28 protein-coding genes and 1 tRNA gene are annotated in these 25796 nt (G+C 66.1%); 11 read left to right on the top strand and 18 right to left on the bottom strand.

Annotated elements, in window-relative coordinates; all coding sequences use genetic code 11:
- Window positions 1-32: 32 nt before the first annotated feature.
- Both N799_RS08330 and N799_RS08325 read right to left on the bottom strand, forming a co-directional pair.
- Complete coding sequence (locus tag N799_RS08330; protein WP_036210708.1) at window positions 33-458, bottom strand: bactofilin family protein; 426 nt, start codon at window positions 456-458, stop codon at window positions 33-35.
- Between the two features lie 3 nt (window positions 459-461).
- Complete coding sequence (locus N799_RS08325) at window positions 462-1205, bottom strand: DUF6776 family protein (protein WP_052101371.1); 744 nt, start codon at window positions 1203-1205, stop codon at window positions 462-464.
- A gap of 67 nt (window positions 1206-1272) precedes the next feature.
- On the opposite strand from N799_RS08325, the gene N799_RS08320 reads away from it, so the two are divergent.
- Entirely contained in the window at window positions 1273-1854 is a 582-nt protein-coding gene (locus N799_RS08320) for a DUF4126 domain-containing protein (RefSeq protein WP_036210706.1), read from the top strand.
- Window positions 1855-1860: 6 nt separating this feature from the next.
- Here N799_RS08320 and bfr read toward each other — a convergent pair whose 3' ends face one another.
- The 3 genes from bfr to N799_RS08305 all read right to left on the bottom strand — a co-directional run bounded on the left by bfr (window position 1861) and on the right by N799_RS08305 (window position 3306).
- On the bottom strand, window positions 1861-2331 hold the full coding sequence (bfr, locus tag N799_RS08315) for a bacterioferritin (RefSeq protein ID WP_036210816.1): 471 nt from the start codon (window positions 2329-2331) through the stop codon (window positions 1861-1863).
- A gap of 115 nt (window positions 2332-2446) precedes the next feature.
- Window positions 2447-2650 carry a (2Fe-2S)-binding protein gene (locus N799_RS08310; RefSeq protein WP_036210704.1) on the bottom strand — a complete coding sequence of 68 codons (204 nt, stop codon included), beginning with the start codon at window positions 2648-2650 and terminating at the stop codon, window positions 2447-2449.
- 62 nt (window positions 2651-2712) lie between these two features.
- Window positions 2713-3306 carry an RNA pyrophosphohydrolase gene (locus N799_RS08305; RefSeq protein ID WP_036210701.1) on the bottom strand — a complete coding sequence of 198 codons (594 nt, stop codon included), beginning with the start codon at window positions 3304-3306 and terminating at the stop codon, window positions 2713-2715.
- A 214-nt stretch (window positions 3307-3520) separates the two neighbouring features.
- On the opposite strand from N799_RS08305, the gene N799_RS08295 reads away from it, so the two are divergent.
- Together N799_RS08295 and N799_RS08290 are read left to right on the top strand one after the other, a co-directional pair.
- Window positions 3521-3597: transfer RNA gene (locus N799_RS08295), tRNA-Met, on the top strand.
- Window positions 3598-3924: 327 nt separating this feature from the next.
- Window positions 3925-7053 carry a type I restriction endonuclease subunit R gene (locus N799_RS08290; RefSeq protein ID WP_036210698.1) on the top strand — a complete coding sequence of 1043 codons (3129 nt, stop codon included), beginning with the start codon at window positions 3925-3927 and terminating at the stop codon, window positions 7051-7053.
- Between the two features lie 257 nt (window positions 7054-7310).
- Here the strand turns inward: N799_RS08290 and N799_RS08285 are convergent, their stop codons facing one another.
- The 4 genes from N799_RS08285 to dsbD are packed head-to-tail and all read right to left on the bottom strand — an operon-like array spanning window position 7311 to window position 11489.
- Window positions 7311-7859, bottom strand: a complete 549-nt coding sequence (locus tag N799_RS08285; RefSeq protein WP_052101370.1) for a DsrE family protein — start codon at window positions 7857-7859, stop codon at window positions 7311-7313.
- A complete protein-coding gene (gene dsbG / locus N799_RS08280) occupies window positions 7859-8689 on the bottom strand; it encodes a thiol:disulfide interchange protein DsbG (RefSeq protein ID WP_036210695.1) in 831 nt (276 codons plus the stop codon). The genes N799_RS08285 and dsbG overlap by 1 nt, the downstream gene beginning before the upstream one ends.
- Window positions 8689-9543, bottom strand: a complete 855-nt coding sequence (locus N799_RS08275) for a TlpA disulfide reductase family protein (RefSeq protein WP_228756294.1) — start codon at window positions 9541-9543, stop codon at window positions 8689-8691. The genes dsbG and N799_RS08275 overlap by 1 nt, the downstream gene beginning before the upstream one ends.
- Window positions 9540-11489 (bottom strand): protein-disulfide reductase DsbD, encoded by a 1950-nt coding sequence (gene dsbD / locus N799_RS08270; RefSeq protein ID WP_238978853.1) that lies wholly within the window; start codon window positions 11487-11489, stop codon window positions 9540-9542. The genes N799_RS08275 and dsbD overlap by 4 nt, the downstream gene beginning before the upstream one ends.
- A 155-nt stretch (window positions 11490-11644) precedes the next feature.
- Here dsbD and N799_RS08265 point away from each other — a divergent pair, with 155 nt between their 5' ends.
- Window positions 11645-12310, top strand: a complete 666-nt coding sequence (locus tag N799_RS08265; protein ID WP_036210692.1) for a response regulator — start codon at window positions 11645-11647, stop codon at window positions 12308-12310.
- Entirely contained in the window at window positions 12307-13635 is a 1329-nt protein-coding gene (locus tag N799_RS08260) for an ATP-binding protein (protein WP_036210689.1), read from the top strand. The genes N799_RS08265 and N799_RS08260 overlap by 4 nt, the downstream gene beginning before the upstream one ends.
- A 39-nt stretch (window positions 13636-13674) precedes the next feature.
- On the opposite strand, the gene N799_RS08255 is transcribed toward N799_RS08260, so the two are convergent.
- From N799_RS08255 to N799_RS08240, 4 genes are read right to left on the bottom strand one after another with little or no spacing between them, the layout of a single operon-like run.
- Window positions 13675-14439: an MBL fold metallo-hydrolase gene (locus N799_RS08255; protein WP_036210686.1), complete on the bottom strand. Its 765-nt coding sequence runs from the start codon at window positions 14437-14439 to the stop codon at window positions 13675-13677.
- Entirely contained in the window at window positions 14436-14876 is a 441-nt protein-coding gene (locus N799_RS08250; RefSeq protein WP_052101369.1) for a protein tyrosine phosphatase family protein, read from the bottom strand. The genes N799_RS08255 and N799_RS08250 overlap by 4 nt, the downstream gene beginning before the upstream one ends.
- 36 nt (window positions 14877-14912) lie before the next feature.
- Window positions 14913-15698, bottom strand: a complete 786-nt coding sequence (locus N799_RS08245; protein ID WP_036210683.1) for a sulfite exporter TauE/SafE family protein — start codon at window positions 15696-15698, stop codon at window positions 14913-14915.
- Entirely contained in the window at window positions 15695-16009 is a 315-nt protein-coding gene (locus N799_RS08240; RefSeq protein ID WP_036210680.1) for an ArsR/SmtB family transcription factor, read from the bottom strand. The genes N799_RS08245 and N799_RS08240 overlap by 4 nt, the downstream gene beginning before the upstream one ends.
- 117 nt (window positions 16010-16126) lie before the next feature.
- Here N799_RS08240 and N799_RS08235 point away from each other — a divergent pair, with 117 nt between their 5' ends.
- The 4 genes from N799_RS08235 to N799_RS08220 are packed head-to-tail and all read left to right on the top strand — an operon-like array spanning window position 16127 to window position 18381.
- Window positions 16127-16999, top strand: a complete 873-nt coding sequence (locus N799_RS08235) for an MBL fold metallo-hydrolase (RefSeq protein WP_036210677.1) — start codon at window positions 16127-16129, stop codon at window positions 16997-16999.
- On the top strand, window positions 16996-17412 hold the full coding sequence (locus N799_RS08230; protein WP_036210674.1) for a YeeE/YedE family protein: 417 nt from the start codon (window positions 16996-16998) through the stop codon (window positions 17410-17412). Before N799_RS08235 ends, N799_RS08230 begins: the two co-directional genes overlap by 4 nt.
- Window positions 17413-17414: 2 nt before the next feature.
- On the top strand, window positions 17415-17831 hold the full coding sequence (locus N799_RS08225) for a DUF6691 family protein (RefSeq protein ID WP_036210671.1): 417 nt from the start codon (window positions 17415-17417) through the stop codon (window positions 17829-17831).
- A gap of 10 nt (window positions 17832-17841) precedes the next feature.
- Window positions 17842-18381, top strand: a complete 540-nt coding sequence (locus tag N799_RS08220; protein ID WP_036210668.1) for a protein tyrosine phosphatase family protein — start codon at window positions 17842-17844, stop codon at window positions 18379-18381.
- A gap of 607 nt (window positions 18382-18988) precedes the next feature.
- On the opposite strand, the gene N799_RS08215 is transcribed toward N799_RS08220, so the two are convergent.
- The gene (locus tag N799_RS08215; protein WP_052101366.1) at window positions 18989-19777 is read right to left on the bottom strand and encodes an OBAP family protein; all 789 of its coding nucleotides are present in this window, start codon (window positions 19775-19777) and stop codon (window positions 18989-18991) included.
- Window positions 19778-19984: 207 nt separating this feature from the next.
- Here N799_RS08215 and N799_RS16120 point away from each other — a divergent pair, with 207 nt between their 5' ends.
- Both N799_RS16120 and N799_RS08210 read left to right on the top strand, forming a co-directional pair.
- Entirely contained in the window at window positions 19985-20107 is a 123-nt protein-coding gene (locus tag N799_RS16120; RefSeq protein WP_081974842.1) for a YgaP family membrane protein, read from the top strand.
- A gap of 91 nt (window positions 20108-20198) precedes the next feature.
- Window positions 20199-21581: an MBL fold metallo-hydrolase gene (locus tag N799_RS08210; protein WP_036210665.1), complete on the top strand. Its 1383-nt coding sequence runs from the start codon at window positions 20199-20201 to the stop codon at window positions 21579-21581.
- 287 nt (window positions 21582-21868) lie between these two features.
- Here N799_RS08210 and N799_RS08205 read toward each other — a convergent pair whose 3' ends face one another.
- Genes N799_RS08205 through N799_RS08190 form a run of 4 tightly spaced genes read right to left on the bottom strand, consistent with a single transcriptional unit; the run spans window position 21869 to window position 25637 of the window.
- Window positions 21869-22252 carry a DUF302 domain-containing protein gene (locus tag N799_RS08205; RefSeq protein ID WP_036210662.1) on the bottom strand — a complete coding sequence of 128 codons (384 nt, stop codon included), beginning with the start codon at window positions 22250-22252 and terminating at the stop codon, window positions 21869-21871.
- A 46-nt stretch (window positions 22253-22298) separates the two neighbouring features.
- Window positions 22299-23270, bottom strand: a complete 972-nt coding sequence (locus tag N799_RS08200; protein WP_081974834.1) for a c-type cytochrome — start codon at window positions 23268-23270, stop codon at window positions 22299-22301.
- Window positions 23267-23920 carry a c-type cytochrome gene (locus N799_RS08195; protein WP_036210659.1) on the bottom strand — a complete coding sequence of 218 codons (654 nt, stop codon included), beginning with the start codon at window positions 23918-23920 and terminating at the stop codon, window positions 23267-23269. Before N799_RS08195 ends, N799_RS08200 begins: the two co-directional genes overlap by 4 nt.
- A 31-nt stretch (window positions 23921-23951) precedes the next feature.
- Entirely contained in the window at window positions 23952-25637 is a 1686-nt protein-coding gene (locus tag N799_RS08190; RefSeq protein WP_081974832.1) for a bifunctional metallophosphatase/5'-nucleotidase, read from the bottom strand.
- Window positions 25638-25796 lie beyond the last annotated feature (159 nt).

Here is a 25796-nt window from a genome sequence, read left to right as displayed (position 1 = left end):
GCGATGGAGCCTACAACGTCGCCCGTGGACGGTCAGCCAACGACGCTGGCGAAGTCGACCCGCTCGTCGCCGTCGGGCAACTCGGCGGCCTGCGCGGCCGACTCCACGTGCAGCAGGCGCCCGCTCAGGCGTGAGCCGGCCGCCATCTCGACCACCTTGTAGTAGACGTTGCCGTCGACCCGGGCCTTCGGCGCCAGCTCCAGCCGCTCGCCGGAGTGCACGTCGCCCTCGACCCGGCCGTTGATGACCACCACCGGCGCGCGGATCTCGCCCTCGACGCTGCCGCCGTCGGCCAGCGTCAGCACCGCCTTGGCGCCGTCCTCGGCGTGCACCTTTCCGACCACGCGGCCTTCGACGTACAGCCCGCCGCTGAAGTGCAGGTCGCCGTGGATCACCACCTGCGGCCCGATCAGGGTGTCGACCTGGCCCTCGGGCAGGTTCGGCTTGTTCTTGAACATGTTTCAGGTATCCCCGGCTTTGTAGGGTTCGACTTCGGGTTGTGCCCACGCCACGGCCTGTTCGAGCGAGGTGTTCTCACCGTCGAGCGAGACCCGCACGCGCTGCGGCACGAACCCGTCCGGCAGCATCACGCTGCCCTTGAGTTGCTGGAAGTAACGGAACGAGTACGGCTGCGGCGGCGCGCTGTCGCGCTGGTGCAGGCCGGCCCAGTCGACCACCGCGAGCTTGCCGTCGCGCACGCCCTCGATGGCGAAGCGAAGCTTGCCGGCGGTCACCGCGCCGCGGTTGAGGCTCTGGGTCAGGACGATCTGGTACTGCCAGGTGCCGGCGGCCTCGGGCGCGAATTCGGCCGAATGCACCGCCAGGCCCTTCGGCTGGCGGGTGGCACCGGCCAGGCGCTCGTAGAAGGCGAGGTTGGCGCGCAGGTCGGCGATCTGCCCGTCGCGCTCGGCCAGCACCTGCTGGACCTCGCGGTTGGCCGCGCGGCTGATCTGGTCGGAGCGCTCCAGCGTGGCCTGGCGCTGGCGCAGCTCGGCCAGTTCGTGCCCGGCCTGCGCCAGCTGCGCGCGGGCGTCGTCCAGCGCGGCCGTCATCCCCGGCAGCTGCGGTGCGGCGACGCGGCCGGCGGCGACCCACGCGACCGCGACGCTCAGCAGCCAGCCCAGCCCCAGCGCCGCCCACAGCAGCGGGCGACGGTCGGGCCGGTGCGGCACGATCACATAGCGTGGTTGGGTCTTCCGGTTCATTGCGACGTGGCGGTGACGGGCACCGCCGCTCCCCTATACTCGTCCCGGAGTCTACGGGGATGCCGCGATGTCGGATGCGCACCTGTTCGCAATTGGCGTAGTTCTGGCCTGGCTGGCCGGCGTTCGCGTCTACCTGACCGTGTTCGGGGTCGGCATCGCCGGCTTTTTCGGCTGGCTCGACCTGCCGCAGGCGCTGGAGGTCACCGCCTCGCCGTGGGTGCTTGGGGTATCGGGCGTGCTGGCGGTGGCGGAGTTCTTCGCCGACAAGATCCCCGGAGTCGATTCGGGCTGGGACCTGTTGCACACGCTGCTGCGGGTTCCGGCTGGCGCCTTCCTCGCCGCCGCGACGTTATCGCCCGACGGCGACCTCGGCGCTGGCGCGCTGGCCACGGGCGCCGGCGTGGCGCTCGCCAGCCACGCGCTGAAGGCCGGCACCCGCGCCCTGCTCAACACGTCGCCCGAGCCGGTCAGCAACTGGACCGCCTCGGTCGGCGAGGACGTGGCCACCGTCGGCGGACTGGCGCTGGTGTTCAGCTACCCGTGGGTCGCGCTGGGGCTGGTGGTGGCGGTCAGCCTGACGATCGCGCTGGCGGTCTGGTGGCTGTGGCGCCGCCTGTTCCGCCGCCGGCCGAAGCCGACGACGTACTAGCGGGCGTCAACCCTCGATCTGGCGCGCCAGGTAGTTCTGTTCGCCGATCCGCTCGATCAGCGACAGCTGGGTCTCGATCCAGTCGATGTGCTCTTCCTCGGACTCGAGGATGTCAGCGAAGAGGTCGCGGCTGACGAAGTCGCTGACCTGCTCGCAGTGGATGATCGCGTCGCGCAGCGTCTGCAGGCCTTCCAGTTCCAGCGCCAGGTCGCAGGCCAGCAGCTCGCGCGGGGTCTCGCCGATGCGCAGCTTGCCCAGTGCCTGGAAGTTCGGCAGGCCGTCGAGGAACAGGATGCGCTCCGACAGCTTGTCGGCGTGCTTCATCTCGTCGATCGACTCGTGGTACTCGTGCTCGGCCAGTTCCTTCAGGCCCCAGTTCTTCAGCATCTTGGCGTGCAGGAAGTACTGGTTGATCGCGGTCAGCTCGTTGTAGAGCGCCTTGTTGAGGAACTCGATGACCTTGGCGTCGCCTTTCATCGCCATGCTCCGTGTGCGGGGATGGCGGGGACTCTAGCGCGATGGCGCCGGCGGCGATGGAACGCGAATCAGGTGCATCCGCGTCACGGACGTGCGGCGGCGACGGGACGTGGCGTCAGGCCGCCTGCGGCAGCACCGGCAGCGGCAGTTCGAGCGCGGCGCGCGCCTCGACCAGCACCGCGGTGGCCATCTCGACGCAACTGCCGCAGCTGGCACCGGCGCCGGTGCGCATGGTCAGCTCGGCCATGCTCTTGCAGCCGGCCTGCGCCGCCTGGCGGATGTCGTGGTCGGTGACCCCGTTGCAGATGCAGACGTACACGCGTCGAACCCGGCTCGCAGCGGATCGCTGCGGGCAAAGTGGACTACGAATGAGAATGATTGTCAATTAACGGGCGCCGAACCGCCATCGCCGCGGCGGGCCGGTCGCGGACGCGAGCGGTGCCGGTTCCAGCCGCCGTGGCTGCGTTCGGGCCCCGGCAGCGGCACCGCCTTCGGCCCGGCAATGCGCTGGGCGTAGGGCGCCAGGTGCCGCAGCGCGCGCGCATAAACGCCGCGCTTGAACACCACCACGTGCTCCAGCGGGTACCAGAAATCGACCCAGCGCCAGTGGTCGAACTCGGGCTTGTCGGTCAGGTCCAGCCGCAGGTCGGTCTCCTGCCCGGTCAGGCGCAGCAGGAACCAGACCTGCTTCTGGCCGATGCAGACCAGATGGTCGTTGCGGCGGATCGCCCGCTGCGGCAGCCGGTAGCGCAGCCATCCCGGGGTCGCGCCGAGCACTTCGACATGCTCGGGCAGCAGCCCGGTCTCCTCGCGCAGCTCGCGGTACATCGCCTCGATCGGCGTCTCGTCGCTGTTCATCCCGCCCTGCGGGAACTGCCAGCCATCACGGCGGACGCGGCGGGCCCAGAACAGGCGGCCGTCGGGGTGCATCAGCACGATGCCGACGTTGGGTCTGAAACCGTCCGGATCGATCACGATGCGGACTCCTGAATCGACTGACTTGCGTCACTGTGTCCGACTCTGCCATGCGCCCCCGGGGACGACAAGCGCGGGCAGCCAGCCGCCGGCAAGGATTGACAAGCGGGCCGCCGACAGGAAAAATTCGCGGTTCCCCGTGGCTATGTAGCTCAGCCGGTTAGAGCACAGCACTCATAATGCCGGGGTCACTGCAGTAGAAATCTGAAAACTTGGCTATGTAGCTCAGACGGTTAGAGCGCGAGACTCATAATCCCGAGGTCGGTGGTTCGATTCCACCCATAGCCACCAGATTTTCAAGCAGGAACAACAAGTTAGACGATCGAAGCCCGCCATCGACGCGGGTTTTTTTGTGCCCGATCGGCTGTGACAGCCGAACTGGGGGTCGCCCCTTTCAGCCTCCGCTTCCGTGCCGTCGCCAAGCCGCCGAACTGGCCTGTGACAGATCCTGTGACAAGCCCATGTGTCACAGCGACAGGCGAACCCACGAGAACGACCCCGGCACTGGAATCTGGCACACGTGCCCGACGCTATCCCGCCGGCACGCTCCGCAGCCGTCCACGTCGGAAGCGGTTCAGCGGCATACTGCCCCGAGGGGACATCGGGGCAGCGCAGAGCATGAAGGAAAACCACCTCGAAGACGCCTGCCTGGAGTGGCTGGCCGGCACGGGCTGGACTGTTGCCGAGGGTGAAGCGGTCGCTCCTGGCGGTGAGCTAAGCGCACGCGAGCGCTGGTCGGATGTAGTGCTGGCACGGCGGCTCCGCGAAGCCGCCGTGCGCCTGAACCCCAAACTCCCAGCCTCCGACGTAGACGCCGTAATCGCCAAGGTCGCCGGCTACGGCCACCAGTCCCTGGTCGACGGCAACCGCGAGCTCTACGACTGGCTGCGCAACGGCGTGCCGCTGGAGCGCACCTCCGCCGACGGCCGGCGCGAGGTGCTGCGCGTCCCGGTGATCGACTCCGATGGCCACAACGACCTTCTTGCCGTGCGCCAGTTCACCGTGCAGGGCGCGAAGCTGCGACGGCCGGACATCGTGCTGTTCGTCAACGGACTGCCGCTGGTGGTGATCGAGCTGAAGAACCCAGCCGACCTCAACGCCGATCACGAGAGCGCCTGGAACCAGATCCAGAACTACAAGGCCGAGATCCCGCAGTTGTTCTGGTTCAACCTGCTCAACGTGATCTCCGACGGCACGGTGGCGCGCTACGGCTCGCTCAGCGCCGAGCTGTCGCGCTACTCGCGCTGGCGGCTGCTGGGCGGGAAAAAGGTCCGCGACGGGCAGCTGGAGTTGGAAGTGCTGATGCGCGGCCTGCTCAACCCGGGGACGCTACTGGACTTCTTCCGCGGCTTTGTCGCCTACGCAGGGGCTGACGGCGGCGCCAGCTTCAAGATCATCGCCCAGTGGCACCAGTACCACGGCGTGAAAAAGGCCGTCGCGCGTGCGGTGGAAGCGCTCACCCAACGCAAGGACGGCAAGGGCGGCGTGATCTGGTTCACCCAGGGCTCGGGCAAGTCGCTGCTCGCGCTATTCTACGTGATGGCGCTGCGCGACCGGCCGGAGTTCCGCAACCCCACGGTGGTGATGGTCACCGACCGCAACGACCTGGACGGCCAGCTTTACGAAACCTTCTCCGACAGCGCATGGTCGCTGCGCGCCACGCCCGTGCAGGCCGACAGCCGCGAGGACCTGCGCCGGCACCTGTCGGAGGTGCAGGCCGGCGGCGTGTTCTTCACCACCATCAACAAGTTCGCGCCCGAGCCGGGTCAGACCTCGGTGCCGGTACTGTGCGAGCGCGACAACGTGGTGGTGATCGCCGACGAAGCGCACCGTACCCAGTACGGCTTCCGCGCCGACATGGACACCAGGACCGGCAAGACGAAGTACGGCCTGGCCAAGTACATGCGCGACACCCTGCCCAATGCCATCTACCTGGGCATGACCGGCACCCCGGTGAGCCTGAACGACCGCGACACCGAGGCGGTGTTCGGCACCTATGTCGATGTTTACGACATGATCGCCGCCCAGGAAGACGAGGCGGTGGTGCCGGTCAGCTACGAATCGCGGATCATCGAGCTGCGCTTCAACGAGGCCGAGAAGCAGGCGCTGTTGGACGAGTTCCTCGACGCCACCGGCGACGAGGACGAGTCCGAACAAGACCGCACCGCCAGCCGCTACACCCGGCTGGAGGCACTGGCCATGGCCGACGGCCGGCTTGCCACCCTGGCCGCAGACCTGGTGGCCCACTGGGAGGCGCGCAAGGAATCAGTGGCCGGCAAGGCGATGATCGTGGCGGTCTCGCGCGAGGCCGCGGTGCGGCTGTACGACGAAATCGTGAAGCTGCGCCCGGACTGGCACGCCGACGACATCAACGCTGGCCGGATCAAGGTGGTGATGACCGGCACCTCCGCCGACCCGCCGCACTACCAGCCGCACCGCACCGACAAGGCCGACCGCAAGCTGCTGGAGAAGCGCTTCAAGCAGTCGCCCGACGAGCTGAAGTCGCACGAGACACCGCTGGAACTGGTGATCGTGCGCGACATGTGGCTGACGGGTTTCGACGCCCCGCCCGTGCACACGCTGTACGTGGACAAGCCCATGCAGGGCCACGGCCTGATGCAGGCGATCGCGCGCACCAACCGCATCTGGAAGGACAAGCCCGGCGGTCTGGTGGTGGACTACATCGGCATCGGCGAGGAGCTGAAGAAGGCCATCCGCCAGTACACCCGCGACAGCGGCGCCGAACGCGAGCCGGTGGACACCTCCGGCGCGGCGCTGGGCATCCTGCTCGACACCCTTGACGTGATTCGCAAGGAGTTCTTCGCCGGCTTCGACCACGCCGGGTTCGAGGATCCCAAGCGGGCCCTGGCGCTGCTGGCTCCGGCGATGGAGCACATCCTCAAGCTCGACCCCGAAACGGACGACAAGGGCCGCAACCGCGGCGTGCGCGCCTACCTGGATCAGGTGGCTAAGCTGACCAAAGCCCAGGCCTTGGCCGGCACCCGTCCCGGGGCGATGGCTGTGCGCGAGGAGATCGCCTTCTACCAGGCGGTGCGGGTGAGCCTGATCAAGCTGACCCGATCGGCCGGCGGCTTGTCGCGGCTGGAGAAGGAGGCCGCACTGCGCCAGCTCGTGGCCCGCGGCGTGCTGGTGGAAGGCGTCAACGACCTTTACGGCACCCTGGGCCTGGACAAGCCCGACATCAGCCTGCTGGACGAACGGTTCCTTGCGCAAATCCGCGAGATGCCGACCAAGAATCTGGCCGCCGAACTGCTGGAGCGCCTGCTGGCCGACCAGATCCGCTCACGCGGGCAGAAGAACGCGCTGCTGGGCAAGGAGTTCGCCACGCGGCTGGAGGAAGCGATCAACCGCTACCAAAACCGCGGCCTGACCACAGTCGAAGTGATCGAAGAGCTGATCCGGCTAGCCCGCGAGATCAACGAGGCCCGGCCGCCGGACGGCATGAGCGAGGAGGAGTTCGCCTTCTACCAGGCGCTGGCGGAGAACGAATCGGCCGTGCGCGAACTCGGCCACCCCGTGCTGCGCGCACTGGCGCAGGAACTAACCGACAAGCTGCGCAAGTCGGCCACCATCAACTGGCAGAACCGCAAGGACTCGCGCGCGAAGATGGTGGCGATGGTCAAGGTGTTGCTGGCCACGCACCGCTATCCGCCGGACAAGCAGCCGGAGGCTATCGAGAAGGTGCTGGTGCAGGCGGAGCTGTTGGCGGATGCGTGGGCGGCGTAGCGGCCAAGGTCTGAGCGGCTGCTTTCGACCCAAAGCGGACATCGATAGCTTCAAGTCTCCCTCGGGGCCGACTGGTCTCGTGATCATCGCTCCGATCGCATTCCGAGAAGCGGTCCAGGAGCCGACCCTGGAGCAACTAGCCGGCGACGCCCCCCTGAGTGACTGCCGACGAACTCCTATTGCGGACGGCACCGCGATCGGTGGCCGGAGACCATCGCCGGGCACAGCCGATGCAGCCAGCGGTGTCTGCTGCTGGCTCACAGCGGAACCAGCGCAAAACCTTGCTGTTGCAGCGTGATGATGCTGGTCAACGCCGAAAGCGATACCGCGATGCCAGGTGCCAGCGAGTTGCTGTCCAGCTGCCGGGCGTGCAAGGCCTGGCCGCACACGAACATTTGCACTCCGGCCGCCGACAGTTGCGCGATCAGCCCAAGGTTCGGGTTAGCGACCCCGTGGCGGGCGCGGTACGCGGGATCAGTCAGCGCTGAATCCGTTGCTCCTTCGCTGAGCAGCACGACGAAGTCCAACTGCTTCTTCGGCACTCCGCTTGCCGTGAGCAGGTTGACGGCGCGCGCGACCCGCTCCAAGCCCGGATCCGTCGCAGCGGGTGAAGCCGGCGCCACGGTCAGGCTGAACACCGCCCGCTGGCGCATGTTCGGGTCCGGTTGGTGAGCGGCGTCCGGCAGGACGATCGCTTTGCCATGCATGGCGATGGTGCGGGCGGGAGACGTCGCGGGCGTCGCCGCCTGCGCGAAGTGGGTCATGCCCGCCAGCGCCAGGCCCAACAGCAACGATGCGCCCCGCATCAGCGCGGTCCGAGCACGGTGGCCAGGTCATCCGGTGCCGGCATGCCAGCTCGGCGCTGGACCGTGCCGTTGTCGTCGCGGAACAGGATGCCCGGCGTGCCTTGGAACCCTAGCTGGACCATCAGTCTTTCGTTCGCATCGAGGGTGGCGCGCACATTGGCGGGCACGGAGGCCGCCGGCTTGATGCCGCCTGAGCTGTAGCTGGTTTCATTGCGACGGAGCGCCTCCGACGGCGAGCTGGCGGTCATGATCGTGGCAACCTTGTTGGCGCTGTCGGGACGGATCACACCGACCATGATGTGCCGCAGTTGCACCTTGCCCGAATCCACCCACGGCCGCGCCGCACTCCAGAACTTGTTGCAGAACGGGCAGTTCGGATCGCTGAACGTGTAGATCACGCGGGGCGCATCGGCCTTGCCGTCAGCGATCCACTCGCTCGCCTCCAGCTGTGCCCAGGTGCGGGCCGACATCGGACCGGCGACAAGTCGCTGCAGCGCCTCGGCGCCGATGTCCTCGCCTTGTGCATTGATCAGCGTGCCAACGACGGCATGTTCGCCGTCGTTGGTCGCGTATACCGCCACGGGCTGATGGCCTGCGACGCCTGCAAAGCCGCGAAGACCCGATGGGGCGTCGAACTCGCCGAGCACTTCGAAACCCTGGGCTTCAATGGCTTCGATCACCGCGGGCTTTTCAGCCGCCGGGTTGCTGGTGGCGTTCGTTGGGACAGCCGGTGCGGTCGAAACCGACTTTTCCTCGGCGGCCTGACTGCAACCGGTGGCGAGCAGCAGGGCAGACGAAAGCAGTATTGCAGTGGGGTTCACTCGTGCCATCACGGCACCTCCTTGGTTGGAAGGGTTGGGGGACTCGATGAGGGTGCAGCACCGAAGCGCCGCAGCTTTACGGCAAGGCTCGCATTCGAGAGTTCGCCCATGTGGGTGTCCACAAGCCGGCCGTCGGCATCGAAGAACAGCGTCGTTGGCAGGCCGCGCGAGCCGGACTCCTGCATTACGGAAGAGAATGGATCGAGCAGCACATTGCTCAGTTGCAGGTGACTCTCGCGCAGGTAGTCACGGATCTCCGATTCGGATTCCCCCTGATTGACGAAGACGAACGTCACGTCGCCGCGTTCTTCCTGCGCCTTGGCCAGGACCGGCATTTCGCGGCGACACGGCGGGCACCACGTCGCCCACAGGTTCACGACCATCGGCTCGCCGGTCATCGCCGAAAGCTTCGTGCTGCCGCCGTCGAGCGTGCTCAGTTCGGTTGCCGGCAGTTTCATCACCGACTGCTGCATCAACAGCAGCGCGCCACCGAGAACGGCCCAGGAAGCCAGCCCTGCGATCGCACCGAACAGCAGCGGACGTCGCAGCGCGGGAGCGTTTCGCGCTCGCCATGCGCCGAATGCGAGGCCCGCGAGCACGCCCGCCCAGATCGAGAAGCCGCCGTCGCCGATGCGGACAATTGACCACGGATCCGCGAGGTACTGCGGCCACCATGCGAGCACGAAGGCTAGCCGCGCCGCGAGCACGCCGACCATCAGCATGTCGAGGAACGTCGAAAGCGGCTTGATCGCGGGTTGCCCGGGCAAGGGCACAACGAACTGCCGGGCGACCAGTGCGGCAATCGCGAGTGCGACCAGCAGCACCACCAGGGACATGGGAAACGGGCCAAGACTGACCATCATTGCGCTCCTTGCTGGACGCGCTGCAGGCGGGCCAGGAATGCTTCGGGGGTGATCTCGCCCACCGTGCGCTCGGCGCGGTGTTCTTGGCCGTCGGGTCCGATGAGCAGCAACGTCGGCGGACCGGCCACCTGCCAGGCCCTCATCAATGCCCGATCGGCTGCATCGTTGGCGGTGACATCGGGCCTCACGACCTGCATGCCGGCGAGCATCGATGCCACCTGCGGATCACCGAACACTTCCCGTTCGATGACATGGCAGGAAACGCACCAGTCGGCGTAGAAATCGACCAGCGTCCATTGGCCTCGCGCACCGGCTTCGGCGATGCGACGTGACAGGTCGTCGGCCGTCTTGGCTTCGACGAAGGCGACCGTCGGCGCGGCTGTCTGCGCACTCGCACCGCCGGCACCGAGTCGTTCCAGGGGGCGCCACGGGTCGCCGGAGCCGCTGGCACCGCCGATCATGAGTGCCAGTGCCCAGACCGCCGACGCGGCTGCAAAATAGCGCGGCAGCCACAGGCGCAGCGGGCCGCTGCCGGGCGGTGCGACGAGGGCCAGGAAACCCGCCGCCACGCCGAGCAGCCAGGCGCCCCATAGCACCAGCGCCGTCGCCGGTGCCAGCACCCGCGCCAGCATCGATATCGCCAACGCCAGCAGGACGTAGCCGAAGACCGCCTTGACGCGATCCATCCACGCGCCGGGGCGCGGCAGGATGCGTGCGCCGAACACCGCAATCGCGAGCAGGGGCAATCCCATGCCCAGCCCAAGCGCGAACAGCGCCAGGCCGCCGGTCAGTGCGCTGCCGGACTGGCTGATGTAGAGCAGCGCGCCGGCAAGTGGCGCAGTCATGCACGGTCCCACCAGCAGCGCGGACAAGAACCCGAGCGCGGCGGCGCCAGCGAGCGTGCCGCCGCGCTGCTGGCGACCGGCGCGATCCAGGCGGTTGCCGAGCCACGCCGGCAACTGCAGCTCGAACGCACCGAACATCGACAGCGCAAGCACCACGAACACCGCCGCGAAGGCGCCCAACAGCCACGGGTTCTGCAACGCCGCCTGCAGGTTGGCACCGGCGATCCCGGCGGCCACGCCGAGCGCGGCGTAGGTCAACGCCATCGGCAGAACGTAGGCCACCGACAAGGCGAGCGCACGCCGCGTGGTCGGCTGTCCACCAACGACCAGGCTGGAAACGATCGGGATCATCGGCAGCGTGCACGGCGTGAACGCGAGCAGCAGCCCCATGCCGAAGAACACCGCGACCGACGCGAACAGGCTGGCATCGGCGAGGCGGCTGGCGAAGCGCTGGTCCTCGCCGGCAACGGAAGGCGCGGGGGCGGCCTCCCTGATCGAGCCCGTGACGGATGATGTGCCGACGTCTGCCGAGTTTTGTGCGACGGAGGTCGCAGAGGGGGTGGTGGGCGGCTGCGGGGCACTGTCGCTTGTCGTCTTTTCCGAGGGCGCCGTCGCTGCGGTGTCCACAGCGGCCTTGGTTGCCGGTGACGTCTCGACCGATGGCAGATCGACCCGCATGGCCTGCGGCGGATAGCAGATGCCGGCATCTGCGCAGCCCTGCCAATGCAGCGTCGCCGAGCGCGCGTTGCCACCATTGACTACGATTTCGACGGTGTCGTAATAGACCTCGGTGCGGCCGAAGAACTCGTCGGTTTTCGCCTTGCCGTTCGACAACTGCAGCGGCAACGCCTTGCCGCCGTCGACAACAACGCTCAGGCGGTGTCGATAGAGGTAATAGCCGGGCGCGATCGTGCCTCTCAGCCGGGTCGCGCCATCCTTCACGGCCGTTGCCTCGACCCTGAACACCTCGCTGGCCTCGAGGAACTCGGGCTGCTGCCCGTTCGGTGACGCGAGCCAGTCTTGCGCCATTGCGGCCACGGGAACGGCCAACATCGGCAACATCAACAGGCTTAGCAACAACCGGCGCAGCAACCGCATCATTCAGTACTCCGGAGACCCAGGCCGGTCACGATGAAGGTGCGCGATTAAGTCACGATTAAAGGCCCCCTCCAGGCTGAACAATGACCCGGCGGTGGCGGCGCCGGGTACCCTGCGCTAGGGTGCAGCGCGCATCTGGTTTCCCGGGGTTGGCATCAATGAGGATCCTGGTCGTTGAGGACGACGAATTGATCGCCCGGGGCATAGTCTCCGGTCTTCGGGCTTTTGGCATGACAGCCGATCGCGTGGAGAGCGTCGCGCACGCCGAACTTGCGCGACAAACGACCCATTGCGATGCGATGGTGCTGGACCTTGGGCTGCCCGACGAGGACGGCATGCAGTTGCTCTCGCGCATGCGCCAGCGCGGTGATGAATTGCCGGTATTGCTGCTGACCGCGCGCGATGCGGTGGAAGATCGCATCGCAGGCCTGCAAGGCGGCGCCGATGACTATCTGGTCAAACCGTTCGATCTCGGCGAGCTAGTGGCACGGCTGCACGCCTTGTCGAGGCGTGCCGCTGGCCGCAGCGTGAACCTGATCGAAGCCGGTTCACTGGCGCTGGATCCCGCCAGTGGCCAAGCGTGGCTCGACGGCGAACCCGTCGATCTGTCGCGTCGCGAGACCGCACTGCTCGCCAGCCTGATGCAGGCGGGCGGGCGTTGCCTGTCAGGCGAACAACTCAAGGACAGCCTGTACGGTTTCGAACAGGAGGTCGGCAGCAACGCGATCAACGTGCACATCCATCACCTGCGCCGGAAACTCGGTGCCGATGTCATCCAAACCGTGCGCGGACTCGGATATCGGTTCGGCCGGGCCGAGCCATGAGCCTGCGACTCCGCCTGGTGCTGACAATCGGCATCGCCTTGGCGGTGCTGTGGAGCGTGGCGGCGGCGTGGATGCTGCGTGACCTCGATCGCAACCTGCAGCATACCCTCGACGACCGGCTGGCGATGTCGGCACGCATGGTGTCCGGACTGCTGGCGCAGGGCGCGTTGGTGGGCGCCTCGCCGGTAGCGGCGGCTGATGCGGTGACCGTTGCCGGCAGTCGCGGGATGGCGTGCCAGATACGCTCGCTGCGTGGGGAGGTGATCGCCACCACCCAGGGCGCATCCAGCGCACTGATGGCGACCGACGCGCCGGGCTATCGCACGCGTGAGATCGAGGGTACGGCGTGGCGTACCTACACGCTGGAGGCGAACGGTTACAGCATTACCACTGCCGACAGTCTCGGTGAGCGTGCCGAACTGAGCCGCCAGATCGCGCTGGCGGCCGGGCTGCCGTTCCTGATTGCCGCGGTGGGTGGCTTGCTTGCGTTGTGGCTGGGCGCGGGCCGTGCGCTCGCGCCGCTCGATCGGCTGCGTCGCACGCTTGCGCAACGCCAGCCCGATGCCGACGAGCCCCTCGACGCGCAACCAATGCCGGGCGAACTCCGGCCATTGGTCGAATCCCTCAACCACCTGCTGCAGCGCGTTTCCGACGCGGTGTCACGAGAGCGCAGCTTCACCAACCATGCTGCGCACGAACTGCGCACACCCTTGACTGCGATCGACACTCACCTGCAGGTTGCGCGGCTGACTGGTGGCGAGGACTCACGACGTGCGCTGGCCGATGCCGGTGAAGGCGTGCAGCGTATGCGTGCGACGCTGGACCAGTTGCTGATGCTGGCGCGGGTCGAAGGACGGCTGCCGTTCGACGACGGACAGTGGATCACCGCCGCGCAGGTGGTGGAGCAGGCGGTGGCGGCCAGCAGTCCGGCGGCCAATGGCCGGGTCGTTGTCGTGGCTGGAAGCGGTAGTCAGGCGGTGCCGGCGGTGCCCCCCGCGCTGTCCGTGGCGGCGTTGCGCAACCTCGTCGACAACGCGTTGCGCTATTCGCCTCCGGGAAGTGCCGTAGACCTTGTTGCTGATGCCGATGCCACCACGGTACGGTTCCGTCTGACCGATCGTGGCGCTGGTCTCGAACCTGACGAGTACCGGCAGGCGACGCAACGGTTCTGGCGAGGACGCGCGACCGGCAGCGCAGGAGGCAGCGGGTTGGGGTTGACGATCGTCGAGGCAATCGCCGAGCGTCATGGCGGGTACGTGGTCTTGCGTCCCGGCGACGGAGGTGGGACGGTCGCGGAGCTCGTCCTGCCGAGGCAGGACGGTTAGATTCGGCGGCCGTGGAATGCCTCCAACCCCCGACCCTCGCTAACCTTGGGGGCTTTCCGCCATTTCCTGACAGTACTGGCGAAGGTGCTCCGGCAGGTCCGGAGGACACTGCCCGCACGCCTTGTTACCCGGCACGGCATAGTCGATGAACTTCGGGTATGGCAGGTTCAGGTTTTCCATCAGCTCGACGAAATCCTCGAGCGTGCGTTCGGCGCCGAGCCGCGGGTTGCGCTGCTTCTCCTGCGCGATGCTCGATACCCACCGCCCCTGGTAGTCATGCGCCGGGTACACGAGCGTCTCGCCCGGGAGGCCGAACAGCCGACCGCGTACGCTCTCGTACAGTTCACGCGCGTCGCCGCTCTGAAAGTCCGTACGGCCGCAGCCGTCGATCAGCAGCGCGTCGCCGGTGAACACGCGGTCATTCATCACCAACGCGAAGTGGTTGTCGGTGTGGCCGGGCGTATGCATCGGGTCTATGCGCACGCCGCCGACCTGCAGGGGGACGCCGTCTTCCATCGGCACGTCGGTACAGGACAGTGCATCGAGCGCGGGGGTAGCGATGCGGCTGCCTACCTCCCGCCGGAGCATCGACGCCGACGTGATGTGGTCCGCATGAATGTGCGTGTCGATCGTCATAACGAGATTCAGACCGAGCTCGTTGACTACCTGCAGGTCGCGCTGCCAGGCGGGCATCACCGGATCCACAAGGGCGGCTTCGCGTGTTTCGGGGCAGGCGATCAGATAGGTGTAGGTCGAAGACACCGGCTCGAAGAGCTGGCGGAAGATGGTGGCGGGACCGATCATGACCGGGCTCCTTCTTTTTCCGCGAGCGCCACTACGGCCGGCTCCAGCGTCGCCAGACCGGCCTCACGGCCGCGTTTGAGCGCCGCTTCCAGCGAGCAGCCGCGATTGAGTGTCGCGTCAAGCGCGATCATCGCGCCCACGCGGTTGGAACTCCCGCAATGGATCAGGACCCCGCCTTCGCGGCGCGCATCGTCCAGCGTCTGGCCGAACTCGCGCACCCGGGCTCGGTCGAGATCGGCGGCGCCGGCGATCGGCAGCGACACGTAGTTCAGGCCGAGCCGGGCGGCCTCGGCGGCTTCGTCATATTCCGCGGGCTCGTCCGGGGCCCGCAGGTTGATAACCGTGCGCACGCCCTCGCGCACGAGTTCGGCCAGATGCGCAGGCGTGGGCTGCCCACCGGCGTAGTGATCTTCAGCGAAGCGCCAGGATGTGTGCATGGGAGCCTCCGGAACGTTTGCGGGGAAGAACGAAATTCAGATCCAGCCGAGTTCACTCGCGGTGCGGTACAGCATGTACACCGCGACGACGACGATCAGGCCGGCAAGCACCGTGTTGAGCACGCCCTTGCGGTCGCCCAGGCGTGTGGCGAGGCGGGCGCCGAACAGACTGCCGACCGCGCCGCCGCCGATGAACGCCACCGCAAGCGACCAGGCGACCAGTCCGGAGCTCGCGTAGCTCAATGCGGTGGTCAGTCCGAAGGCGGTAACGGCGAGCAGCGATGAACCGACCGCGAACAGGATCGGCATGCCGGTCGAGGCGATTAGGCCCGGTACCACCAGAAAGCCCCCGCCAATACCGAAGAAACCCGACAGGAGCCCGGTGACCGCGCCCGAACCCAGCAGCTTCGGCGCGTTGCCTCGATTGAGCACCACCGCCGGATCCCCTTCACTTCCGCGCGAGCGGAACATCATGCCGGCGACCACGAGCATCAGGAGCGCGAACAATGCAAGCAGCTGCTGCCCGTCCATGGTCTTGCCGAGCATCGCCCCGAACCACGCGCCCAGCACGCCAGCGATAGCGAACGCCGCGGCGCAACGCCACTTCACGTTGCGCTTGCGGGCATGGTTGGTCAGGCCGATCAGTGCGTTGGCCGCAACCGCAAGCGCGCTGGTGCCGATCGCCACATGCGGGTCGCGCACCCCGACGAGGTAGACCATGAGCGGCACCGCGAGAATGGAGCCGCCGCCACCGACCAGCCCGAGCGTGAAGCCGACGACGCCGCCGGAAAGGACCCCCATCACTAACTGGAACGTGGTCATTGGACAGCCTCCTGGCTGCCACAGTAGGCGGCGTATAGCGTATCGAGCACGCTTGCAGCAGGGCCCTCGGCTAGCGCGTAGTAGATGGTCTGCGCCTCGCGACGCGTCGTGACGAGCTGCATCTCGCGCAGTACGGCCAGGTGCTGCGACAGGGCGGACATGCTGAGCCCGGTAATCGGCTGCAACTCTCCTACCGGAGCCTCGCCCTCGACCAGCTGGCACAGCACGAGCAGGCGTGCCGGATGGGCCAGTGCCTTCAACAGTGCGGCCGCTTCATTGGCATGTTGCGCCATCTGCTCGGGCGAGGGCATCGGACGTATCTTCTTTGATGAACGGGCCATGGCGGATGTAGTTTAGTAAGTTCTTGACAAGGATAGGTGACGAATCTAATTTAGCAGTACCTAAATTACAGAGCAAGGAGCTGTAAGATGAATCCGCAGGTCCAGAACTTTTACGACCCGGCCACGTTCACCTTCACCTACGTGGTCTACGATCATGACGGCGGCCATGCCGCCATCGTCGACCCGGTGCTCGACTACGATCCCGCGAGTGCCCGCACCTCGACGGCCGCGGCCGACCGCGTGCTCGCGTTCGTGCGCGAGCATTCGCTGATCGTGGACTGGATCCTTGAAACCCATGCGCATGCCGATCACCTGACGTCCGCGGCATACCTCAAGCGCGAAACCGGCGCGAAGGTCGCGATTGGTCGCGGTATCACCCAGGTGCAGGAGCGCTTCAAGGCGCTGTTCGGCCTGGAGCCGGAGTTCGCCACCGACGGCCGTCAGTTCGATCGGCTGTTCGCTGATGGAGACACGTTCGCCATCGGGGAGCTCCAAACGCGTGCGATCGCGACACCCGGTCACACCGACGACAGTCTGACCTATCTCGTAGGTGACGCCGCGTTCGTGGGCGATACGGTGTTTGCCCCTGAAACGGGCACGGCGAGGGTGGACTTCCCAGGAGGCGACGCGCGCAAACTCTACCGGTCGATCCGCACCTTGTTCGATCTGCCCGCCGACACCCGCCTGTTCCTGTGCCACGACTACCCGCCGGCCGAGCGCGAGGCGCATCCGCAGAGCTCGCTCGACGAGCAGAAGCAGCGCAATGTGCATGTGGGCGGCGGGGCAGATGAGGAGACGTTCGTCAAAATTAGGACCGAACGGGATGCCAGACTGGCGGCGCCCAAGCTAATTCTGCCGGCGTTGCAGGTGAACATTCGCGCGGGCGAGCTGCCGCCGACGGACGCGAACGGCATCCGCTACCTGCGGCTGCCCCTGAACCAATTGGGAGGTGAGGCATGACCACGTGGATGATCGCCCTGGCAGGCGGAGTGTTGATCGGCCTGTCCGCGACCTTGTTGCTGTGGCTCAACGGACGGGTCGCGGGCGTCAGCGGCATCCTCAACGGCGTTCTGTTCCCGAAGGCAGGTGATGTGTCGTGGCGCGCCATGTTTTTCCTGGGCTTGATCGTCGCCGCGGGCCTATACATGGCACTCGTGCCCGGTGCACCACTGCCGCGGACGGACTATTCGCGCGTCGGGCTGGTAGTCGCTGGGCTGCTGGTGGGCTTCGGCACGCGCATGAGCAACGGCTGCACGAGCGGCCACGGCGTGTGTGGGCTCGGCCGACTGTCCATGCGCTCGCTTGCGGCCGTCCTGACTTTCATGGCCACGGCCATCGTCACCACCTTCCTTGTGCGCCACGTCTGGAGTTGATGATGAAGAAGTTTTTACTCGCCGCGCTGCTGTCGGGGGCCCTGTTTGGGCTGGGATTGGCGATGTCGGGCATGACTGACCCCCGCATCGTGCTCGGCTTCCTCGACGTATTCGGCGATTTCGACCCGACGCTGATGTTCGTGCTCGGCGGCGCCGTCGCCACCACCACGCTGCTGTTCCGCTTTGTGCTGCGTCGCGGCAGCCCGGTGCTCGCCGATACGTTCCAGCTGTCGAACCTGAAGCACGTCGACCGCAGGCTGCTCGGCGGTGCGGCATTGTTCGGGATCGGCTGGGGCATTGCCGGCTACTGCCCCGGCCCCGCGCTCGCCGGCCTCGGCATCGGCTCAATCGAAGCACTGTGGTTCATCCCGGCCATGTTGGCGGGCATCCTGTTGCACCGTCTCGTCAATCGCGCCTGAGGGTTACGCCATGAAGTTCATTCCATTGTTCTGCCTTGTCGTTGCGCTCGCAGGCCCCGGTTGCACCCCCACCACCCATCCGACTGCACTGCCGGCCGTGGCGGATGCGGTGTCGCCGGCGCCGGGCATCGTGTCGGCGGGTCGGCTGGCTGCCGACGACGTCGCACGCGTGCGCGAGGCCGGCATCCACCACATCATCGACCTCACTCCAGATGCGGAGACGCCGGATTTCGACGAGGCGGCAGCCGTCCGTGCGGCCGGCCTTCTGTACTCCAACCTGCCGCTACGCGGCGCAGTGGATCTCACCCGTGAGAACGTGATGACGTTCGACGCCCTTGTCCGCGACGCGGAGCGACCGGTGCTCGTGCACTGTGCAAGCGGCAACCGTGTCGGGGCGATGGCGGCGCTTCGGGCCGCATGGGTGGATGGGAAGAAGATCGATGAGGCTATCGCAACCGGGAAGGCCTGGGGGCTCAAGGGTCTTGAGGAAGAGGTGCGCCACAGGATCGAGGCGGGCGCTTCCCAAGACAGGAGCAAAGTCCCGGGCTAGCGACCGCTGCGTGCCGCGCCCGGTCAGTGCCGTACTGCGTCCATGATCCGGTAAGCGTTCGCGCTGTCTGCAGGCATATCGAAGTCGCCACGCAGCGCCTGCAGTGCGAAACGCTCTTCATCGATTTCACGGCGGGTCCGAAAGCCAATTTCCGGACGGGCGACAGCGGCGGGCACAGGCCTGCAATGCATGCTGTGCCATGCAGAGCGGGACGAGAGTGGCTACTCAGAGAGCGCCGATCGCGCCTGCCCAGCAACACCGCCAGCAGCGAATGGCCGCGAAGTTGGTCTGTAGCAGGCGCTTGGTGTCCCAGTCTTTGTCGAGCGCCACCGATGGTCGTCGCCGCCTCCAGTTCGATGACACGCTCGACGTCCCACTCCCGGTCGAGCGAGTCGAGGCGGCGGTCGACGTCTGCGCACTCGCCTTGGGCGCAAGCGGCAAAGTGAGTCAGGGCACGCTGGGCGATCCGATCATTCGTCTGCGGATGTAGCGGCTTCCAGGCGATGGGTCGTGTCGATCATCCCGCACTCCTGGTCGGCATGCAGGATCACAATGGATTCGTGTCTGTTGAGTGCATCGACAAACCTCCAGACCTTGAGGAGCTAGGTCACTGTGTGCTCTCTGCTGGGTCCGTCTCCGCCTTTGCTTCGACCCCGGGGATCGGCGTTGCATTTGGGAAGTGAGCGCGCAAGGCGTCCACGCCTTCCTGTGGCCGTGCCAGACCGACGAGGTCCTGACGCTCGCGGCGGCGCTCAGCCGAGTCGATGTCCATGCGCTTATCCCGCGATTCGATGAGGCCAGGCATTGCCTCGCCGTCGCGATTGAACGACCACGCAAGCATTGGCTCGCCCAACGGCATCCGGTCCCCTGGCTCGAGTCCGTTGCGGGATTGCCAAGTGTGCCAGGTCTTGCCATAGCTGTTCATCTTGGACTTCATGAGCTCTTTGTCCGCCACTTCGGGCAGGTTCGGAGCCACCAATTGGCCGCTGAGGATCTCGCCGTTGTGGGGGTGCCAGTAGGCTCTCTCCTCCGCCGGCAGCGACTCGAACAGCTTCTCGGAAATGATGTACTCAACGCCGTTGAGGTTGGCATCGACGGTATTGCCGTCAAACAGGGCGCACTGCGCGAAATCCTGATTGACCTGTCGGCAGAAGTGATGCGCCACCATCTGGTGGCTTGGCTGTTCCTTCATCGGATGGAAACCGACGAGGTAGATATCCATCTTGGCGAGCGGTCCGTTGTTCTGCAGTGCCGCGGCGCCAGCTTCCAGCACGTTGGTCTTCGCGGTCTCTTCCGTGCCAGGCGGGTTGGTCGCGCCTCCAACCGGCTCACCGCCAGTGCATGCAGAAAGTGTGAGTGCCGTGGCGATCGCCACACTGAAGGTCTTGGTACACATGGTCCCAGCCTTGGCAGAGGGGATCTTGGCGTCAGTCAATCAAAGCGCCCGTTCAGCGGCGGTGAATCGTGTGGGTCATATGAACTTCACGGCCGCGAGCGTACGTTCAGACCGCACAGGAGGCACGGCCATGACGCGAAACATGGTTTCTATCGAGCGCCTGCTCCGCGGTATCGCGGGGCTCGCTTTGGTGGGCTAGGCCTTGCTATCGGACCACCCGCTCCACTGGTGGGGCTGCTGGGATTCGTTCTTCTGGCGACGGCCGCGGTTGGGTTCTGCCCGGTATACCGGCTTCTGGGCATGAATACCTGGGGGCGGCCACCTCGTTAGGCGGAAAGGCCCGGCGACGCCGGGGCGATGACATGGGTTCGAGTCCACGAAGCGGTCGTACAGAACCGCCGGTCTTCACAGGAGCGTTGCGATGAGCCTGCTGTTCGAGCCGGTCTACACCGATGGAATCGCGCAAATCTCGTATCTCATCGGCGATACCGAAGCGGGCATCGCTGCTGTGATCGACCCGCGTCGCGATATTGAGATCTATCTCGAACGGGCACGAGCCAGCGGTGTGCACTTGGCGTACGCCGTTGAAACGCACATCCACGCCGACTTCGTTTCCGGTGTTCACGAACTTGCGGAACGGACTGGCGCGCAGGTCGCTGGACCTGCTTCGGACGACTACCGTTTCAAGCGACGGATTCTGCATGCAGGCGAGCGGCTTGAACTCGGCGCGACGAGTTTGGAAGTGCTTCACACACCGGGCCACACGCCCGAGCATATTTCGCTACTGCTCCGCGACGACATGCAAGGCCAACCACCCTTCGGTGTATTCACCGGTGACACGCTGTTCAACCTCGACGTCGGTCGGCCCGATCTACTCGGCAAAGAGCAAACGCGGGCGCTCGCGCACCAGCTATACAGCTCCTTGTTCGAGACGCTTCTGCCGTTGGGCGACCGCATCGAGGTGTACCCCTGTCACGGCGCCGGCTCCGCGTGCGGCAAATCCATAGGCGACCGTCGGCAATCCACAATTGGAAATGAGCGTGTGTTCAGCGACGCCCTCAAGCCGCGGGACCAGGACGCGTTCGTGGAGTGGCTCCTGGAGGACATGCCCGAGCCACCCCGCCATTACGCGCGCATCAAGAAGCTCAACGGGCACGGTGCACCTCTGCGCCGCGGCTCACCGATGCCGCCGCCGCTCGCGCCGGAGGCGTTCCGCGATGCGGCGGCGGACGCGCAGGTCGTGGATGTGCGCTCTATCCTCGCGTTCGGTGGCGGGCACGTCGAGGGGGCGATCAACATCGCGCTGCGAGACCAATTTGCGAACTGGGCTGGACGCATGCTCGACGCTGATCGTCCGGTATTGCTTGTCGCTGAAAAGGCGCAGGACGCCTACCAGGCGGCGCTACACCTTTACCGCATTGGTATAGACGACGTCGCCGGGTTCCTTCGCAACGGCATGACGGACTGGCAGAACGCCGGCCTGCCGCTGGAACGCATTGGAGAGTGGACCGTGCACGAGCTTGACCAGCGAAGGCGCGAGCGAGATGTACTGGTGCTCGATGTGCGCAGCGACGCCGAGGTCAAAAAAGGCAAGGTGCCAGGTGCGAGGCACGTATTCGTCGCTCACCTTGAGCAGAAGCTAGACGAGCTTGACCGTCAAAAGACCGTCGCCGTCTACTGCGGCACCGGCTACCGAGCATCGATCGCCGCCAGCCTGCTGCGGCATCACGGGTTCGCACACGTGGCAAATGTGCCGGGATCATGGACCGCATGGGGGGCGGCCGGATTACCTGTGGAAGACTAGTAGGGATACCGGTGCGTGGGAACTGCTTGCTGCGAGTCTGTGAATCTGTGAATCATCACTGCCAAAGATAGGACTTCAACTTCTATCAGTCCGGTTGACCTTCTGAGAGCTCATCATCCCCACTCATTTTAGTAGCGGCGATGTCTGCGTCTGACCGAAAGCGGACTGTGGCTTCCTGAGTTCGCCGAGGATCAACGCCGCCATCATCGCACCATCATGCGTGTCCTCCATCTAATCTCCCGGAGGGTCCAGTGCCTCGCTGATAACTTCGGAGGGACACGCCGCGCTTAGACTGACGCTTCGATGATCTTTTCGATGGTCTCTTCCACCTGTCGAGCAGCTGGTTCGATGCGTGGGTCGTCGGACACCAGCTTGAGCACCGCGGTTGGGGGAATCATTCCCACGATGGTCTTCCCGTGATCCTCATAGATCGAAATCCTGCATGGCAGCGCCATGTTCAGTGCCATGTCCACCGACAGGACCTCGCTGGCTTGCCCGGGATTGCAGATCTCCATGACGCGGCATTCATTCGCCAGCGGGAAGCCCTTGCTCCCGAGCGTCTGCTTGAAGTCGTAGTGGTGCAGCACGCCAAACCCGTGGGCCTTGGAGGCTGCCTCGATGTCTGCGAAGACCTGGTCGACCGACTTGCGCGTCTCTTTGCGGTACAGCATGGCGTTCTCCTGGAGGTGGGGGGTGTGCTTGCGACCGCGTACGGGTTTACCGGATGGGATCGGAACCAAGTAGGCGACCGTCGACTTCGAGGCCGTACAGCGAGTTGGGATCGTCGTGGAATTTCGCGCGTGTATCGGCGAGGTTTCCGGTGAAACGCGGATCCTGCGGTCGCTCCTGGGCATTCATGAACATCGCCACGTCCCACGCCTGCTGGTCGCTCAGGCTGCCGCCGCGACCGAGCGGCATGTTCGCCTTGATGAAGCCGGCTGCGTTGTCGAGCTGATGCATGCCCGCGCCCCAGTTGTAGGACTTCGGACCCCACAATGGCGGGAACACCTGGCGTCCGGCGGCGCTCTGGCCTTGCCCATCTTCTCCGTGGCACAGCGCGCAGTTCTCGACGAATACCGCTTCACCGCGCGCGTAGTCAGGCGGTTGCGGTGGCTTGAACTTCTTCGGATAGCCCGCGCCAGGCAACTGCGCGCCGACCGGGGCTCCCTGCGCCATCCAGTAGGAGTAGGTCTCCAGCGCGACCAGCACCTCACTACCCGCGGGTGGTGCCGTGCCATTCATGCTGTACATGAAGCAGCCCTGCAGCCGTTCCGTGTAGTTGTTCACCTGGCCGGTCTTGGACCGGTAGGCGGGGTAGCGCACATAGGCGCCCCACAGCGGCGCGGAGTTCGCCAGCCGGCCGGCATCGAGGTGGCAATTGCCGCAACTCAAGCTGTTGCCTACGAATTCGCCGGCATGTGTGCGGGTGTCGGTGAAAATGTCGCGTCCTTTGCGGACGATGTCTCCGTATGGTCCGTCAGGAATCTGGTCATGGCCGGGCGGTGTGAAGCCCGCGGACTGTCCAGAGGGGGCCGCAGCGGGCGCCACGACCGGGCCGGCGCCGTCGGAAGGCGCCGCCACCGGCGACGGCTTCGCGCCGGTGCGGGGAGGGCGGATGTTGTCGCAGGCGCCGAGCATCGAAATGGCCGCAAGAAGCCCAGCCGCGTTGATGAAACCGAAGACGCTCATCGCGAGCCTCCAGCCGCGGTCGCGGGCTGCCGCGAAAACCACTCCGACACCGCCTTGATATCGGATGCGCTGAGTTTCGCCGACAGATGGCGCATCAGCTCAATCGGGTCGTTCTTGCGGGTGCCGGCCTGCCAGGCGCGCAGCTGCGCGGTGATGTAGCCCGCTGGTTGTGCGGCGATCGCAGGAAACGCGTCACCGATGCCGATGCCGCCGGGGCCGTGGCACTGCACACAGGCCGGAATGCCATCGTTCCATTTGCCGAGCAGCGCCAATTTTTCGCCGGGGCGGTCGGGATCGGGTGCGGGCGCCGGTCCGGTCTGCGCCGCCGGAACCGGCATCTCGGCGTAATAGCTGGTGATCGCAACGCGGTCTTCGGGCGAGAGCGCTTTGGCGATCGGCTGCATGACCGCGTTGGACCGGGCGCCGCTGTCGAAGTCGCCAAGCTGCTTGAGCAGGTAGGTCGCATTCATGCCGGCCAGCCGCGGGAACGATGCCTGTCCGCCGCCATCCTTGCCGTGGCAACTTGCGCAGGCGGCAATGGTGCCGGTCCCGGCGTTGGCGAGGGTCGCAGGATCGATTGCCCAGGCCGACGGTAAGGCCAGCACCCCCAGTAGCAACGCGCCGGACGCCAGCAGGTTCTTGCCTCGCATCAGGTTCTCCCGACAGTCTGTCATCGGACCATTAATGTCCAAGGCCCGTGATGGGGCGGTCGTCAGTTCGTTGAATCTTGCCGTCGCATCCTTCGAGCGGCTGGATCTCCGGATTGCCAAAAACCGGCGCGGGCAGGACTGTTACCAGCGTGACGCGACCCGGCGCGGGATTGGCAGATTGCAGCTTGAGGTAGGCACACACGACACTGGTTGCGTCGAGTGTCCCGCCATCGGCCGCCTGCACCACTTCGACCTCGGGATGCGACGCGACGCCGCCCACCTTCCGCGGGTCGCGTGCGTACCAGTAACCCGCGAAGCTGTATTCGGCCGATGGCTGCAGCGGTTCCCAGTGGCCGCCATCGGCGCGTTGGACGACCACTGCGGAAATGCGACGTCCTTTTTCCTGGCCCACGTCCAGCCGGAAACGCAGCCCGGCGTATGCGTTCAACCAGCCGCCGGTCCATTTGGCCGGATCGGGATTGAAGGTGCCATCCGCGCTGCGCTCGACGTCATCCGAGAGCTGTTCTCCGGTCAGCGTGGTCGTGGCGATCTGCGGCCCGACCGGGATGAAGTGGTAGAGGTCCTCCAGCCGCACGGGCCCCGCACGCACATGCGTTCCATAGCGGAAGCCGCGGAAGTGGCCCACGTCGGTGCCCGCCTGCGCGCGGATGGCGTCGGCGATGAAGTTCGCCGAAGACCCTTCGACGGCGGCAGGCATCGGTTCGTGGGAGAAGTTGCTGCGGTGCAGGCCGGTGCAGGTTTCTCCGACCACGGTGTCGATCGGCGTATCCAGGATCGCGCCATTGATCGGGTTCACATGCGGCACGAAGTCCGGTCCACGAACGAAGGGCCGGCGCAATTCGGTGACCAGCCGCTCTATCCCGGGGTCGGCGACGATGGTCTCGTCAATGACGTGCAGGCGATACTCCCAGTGCTCGATGCGGCCGTCGACCAGCTCCAGGTCGAGCTGGGCGAGCCGGGTTCCGTCCTGTCCTGCCTCCGATACGATCGCGCCACTTTCTGTCACAACCGCAGTCGCGGTTTCCTCGTGCATGTCGGAAGAAAACACCACGCCGATGGCGGGGTTGGCGTTCGCGATGTGGATGTTCTTCGCCAGTCCGAATTCCGACAGCAGCACGATCAGGTCGACGTGCTGGTCCTGCAGCGCGGCGATGTGGCCCGGTAACTCGCCGGCATCGGCGCTGAAACGGATGCCCTCGGTTGCCCAGGGTCCCAATGCGTTGATGGCGCGATCGCTGGATAGCCCGACAAAGCCGATCCGCAGTCCGCCGACCTCGCGCACACTGCAGGGCGGCAGCAGCGATTCACCGGTGGAGGTATCGAACACGTTCGCGGCCACGGCGCCCCAGCGGTGGCCGTTGCCTCCAGCGCCGGTGCCGGGGCCGAACAGCTCGATGAATCGCTGCTTGCCGTAGAGGTAGTCCCAGTTACCGGGTACGAACGCGGCGACGTCGAAGCGATCCACGACGTCGACCAGCGCCTGGCCGCGCGTGTAGAGCGCCTCCGCGCTGCCCTGGATCGTGTCACCGGTATTGACCAGCAGCACATTGGCGGTGTCGGCGCGGATCTGCCGGACCTTGGCGTACAGGCGCGCGAGGCCGCCTTCGTCGCGGCCCGAGCCATCGCTGCGCAGGTTGGGGCGCGGCAGCAGGTGGCCGTGAAGGTCGCCCATCTGGAGGAGCGTCAGTGGAGTCATGCCATCGTCGCCTGTTCGGCGGTTATCGGTTCATAGCGGAACCAGCACATAGCCTTGCTGCTGCAGCGTGATGACGCTGGTAAACGCCGAAAGTAATACCCGGATGCCAGCAGCGAGCGAGTTGCTGTCCAGCTGCCGGGCTGGCACTCCGCTCGCGGT

Source organism: Lysobacter arseniciresistens ZS79 (assembly GCF_000768335.1).
Classification (GTDB): Bacteria; Pseudomonadota; Gammaproteobacteria; order Xanthomonadales; family Xanthomonadaceae; genus Novilysobacter; species Novilysobacter arseniciresistens.
The sequence above is the reverse complement of the archived record's forward strand: the minus strand, read 5'-3'. Positions and strand labels throughout refer to the sequence as shown.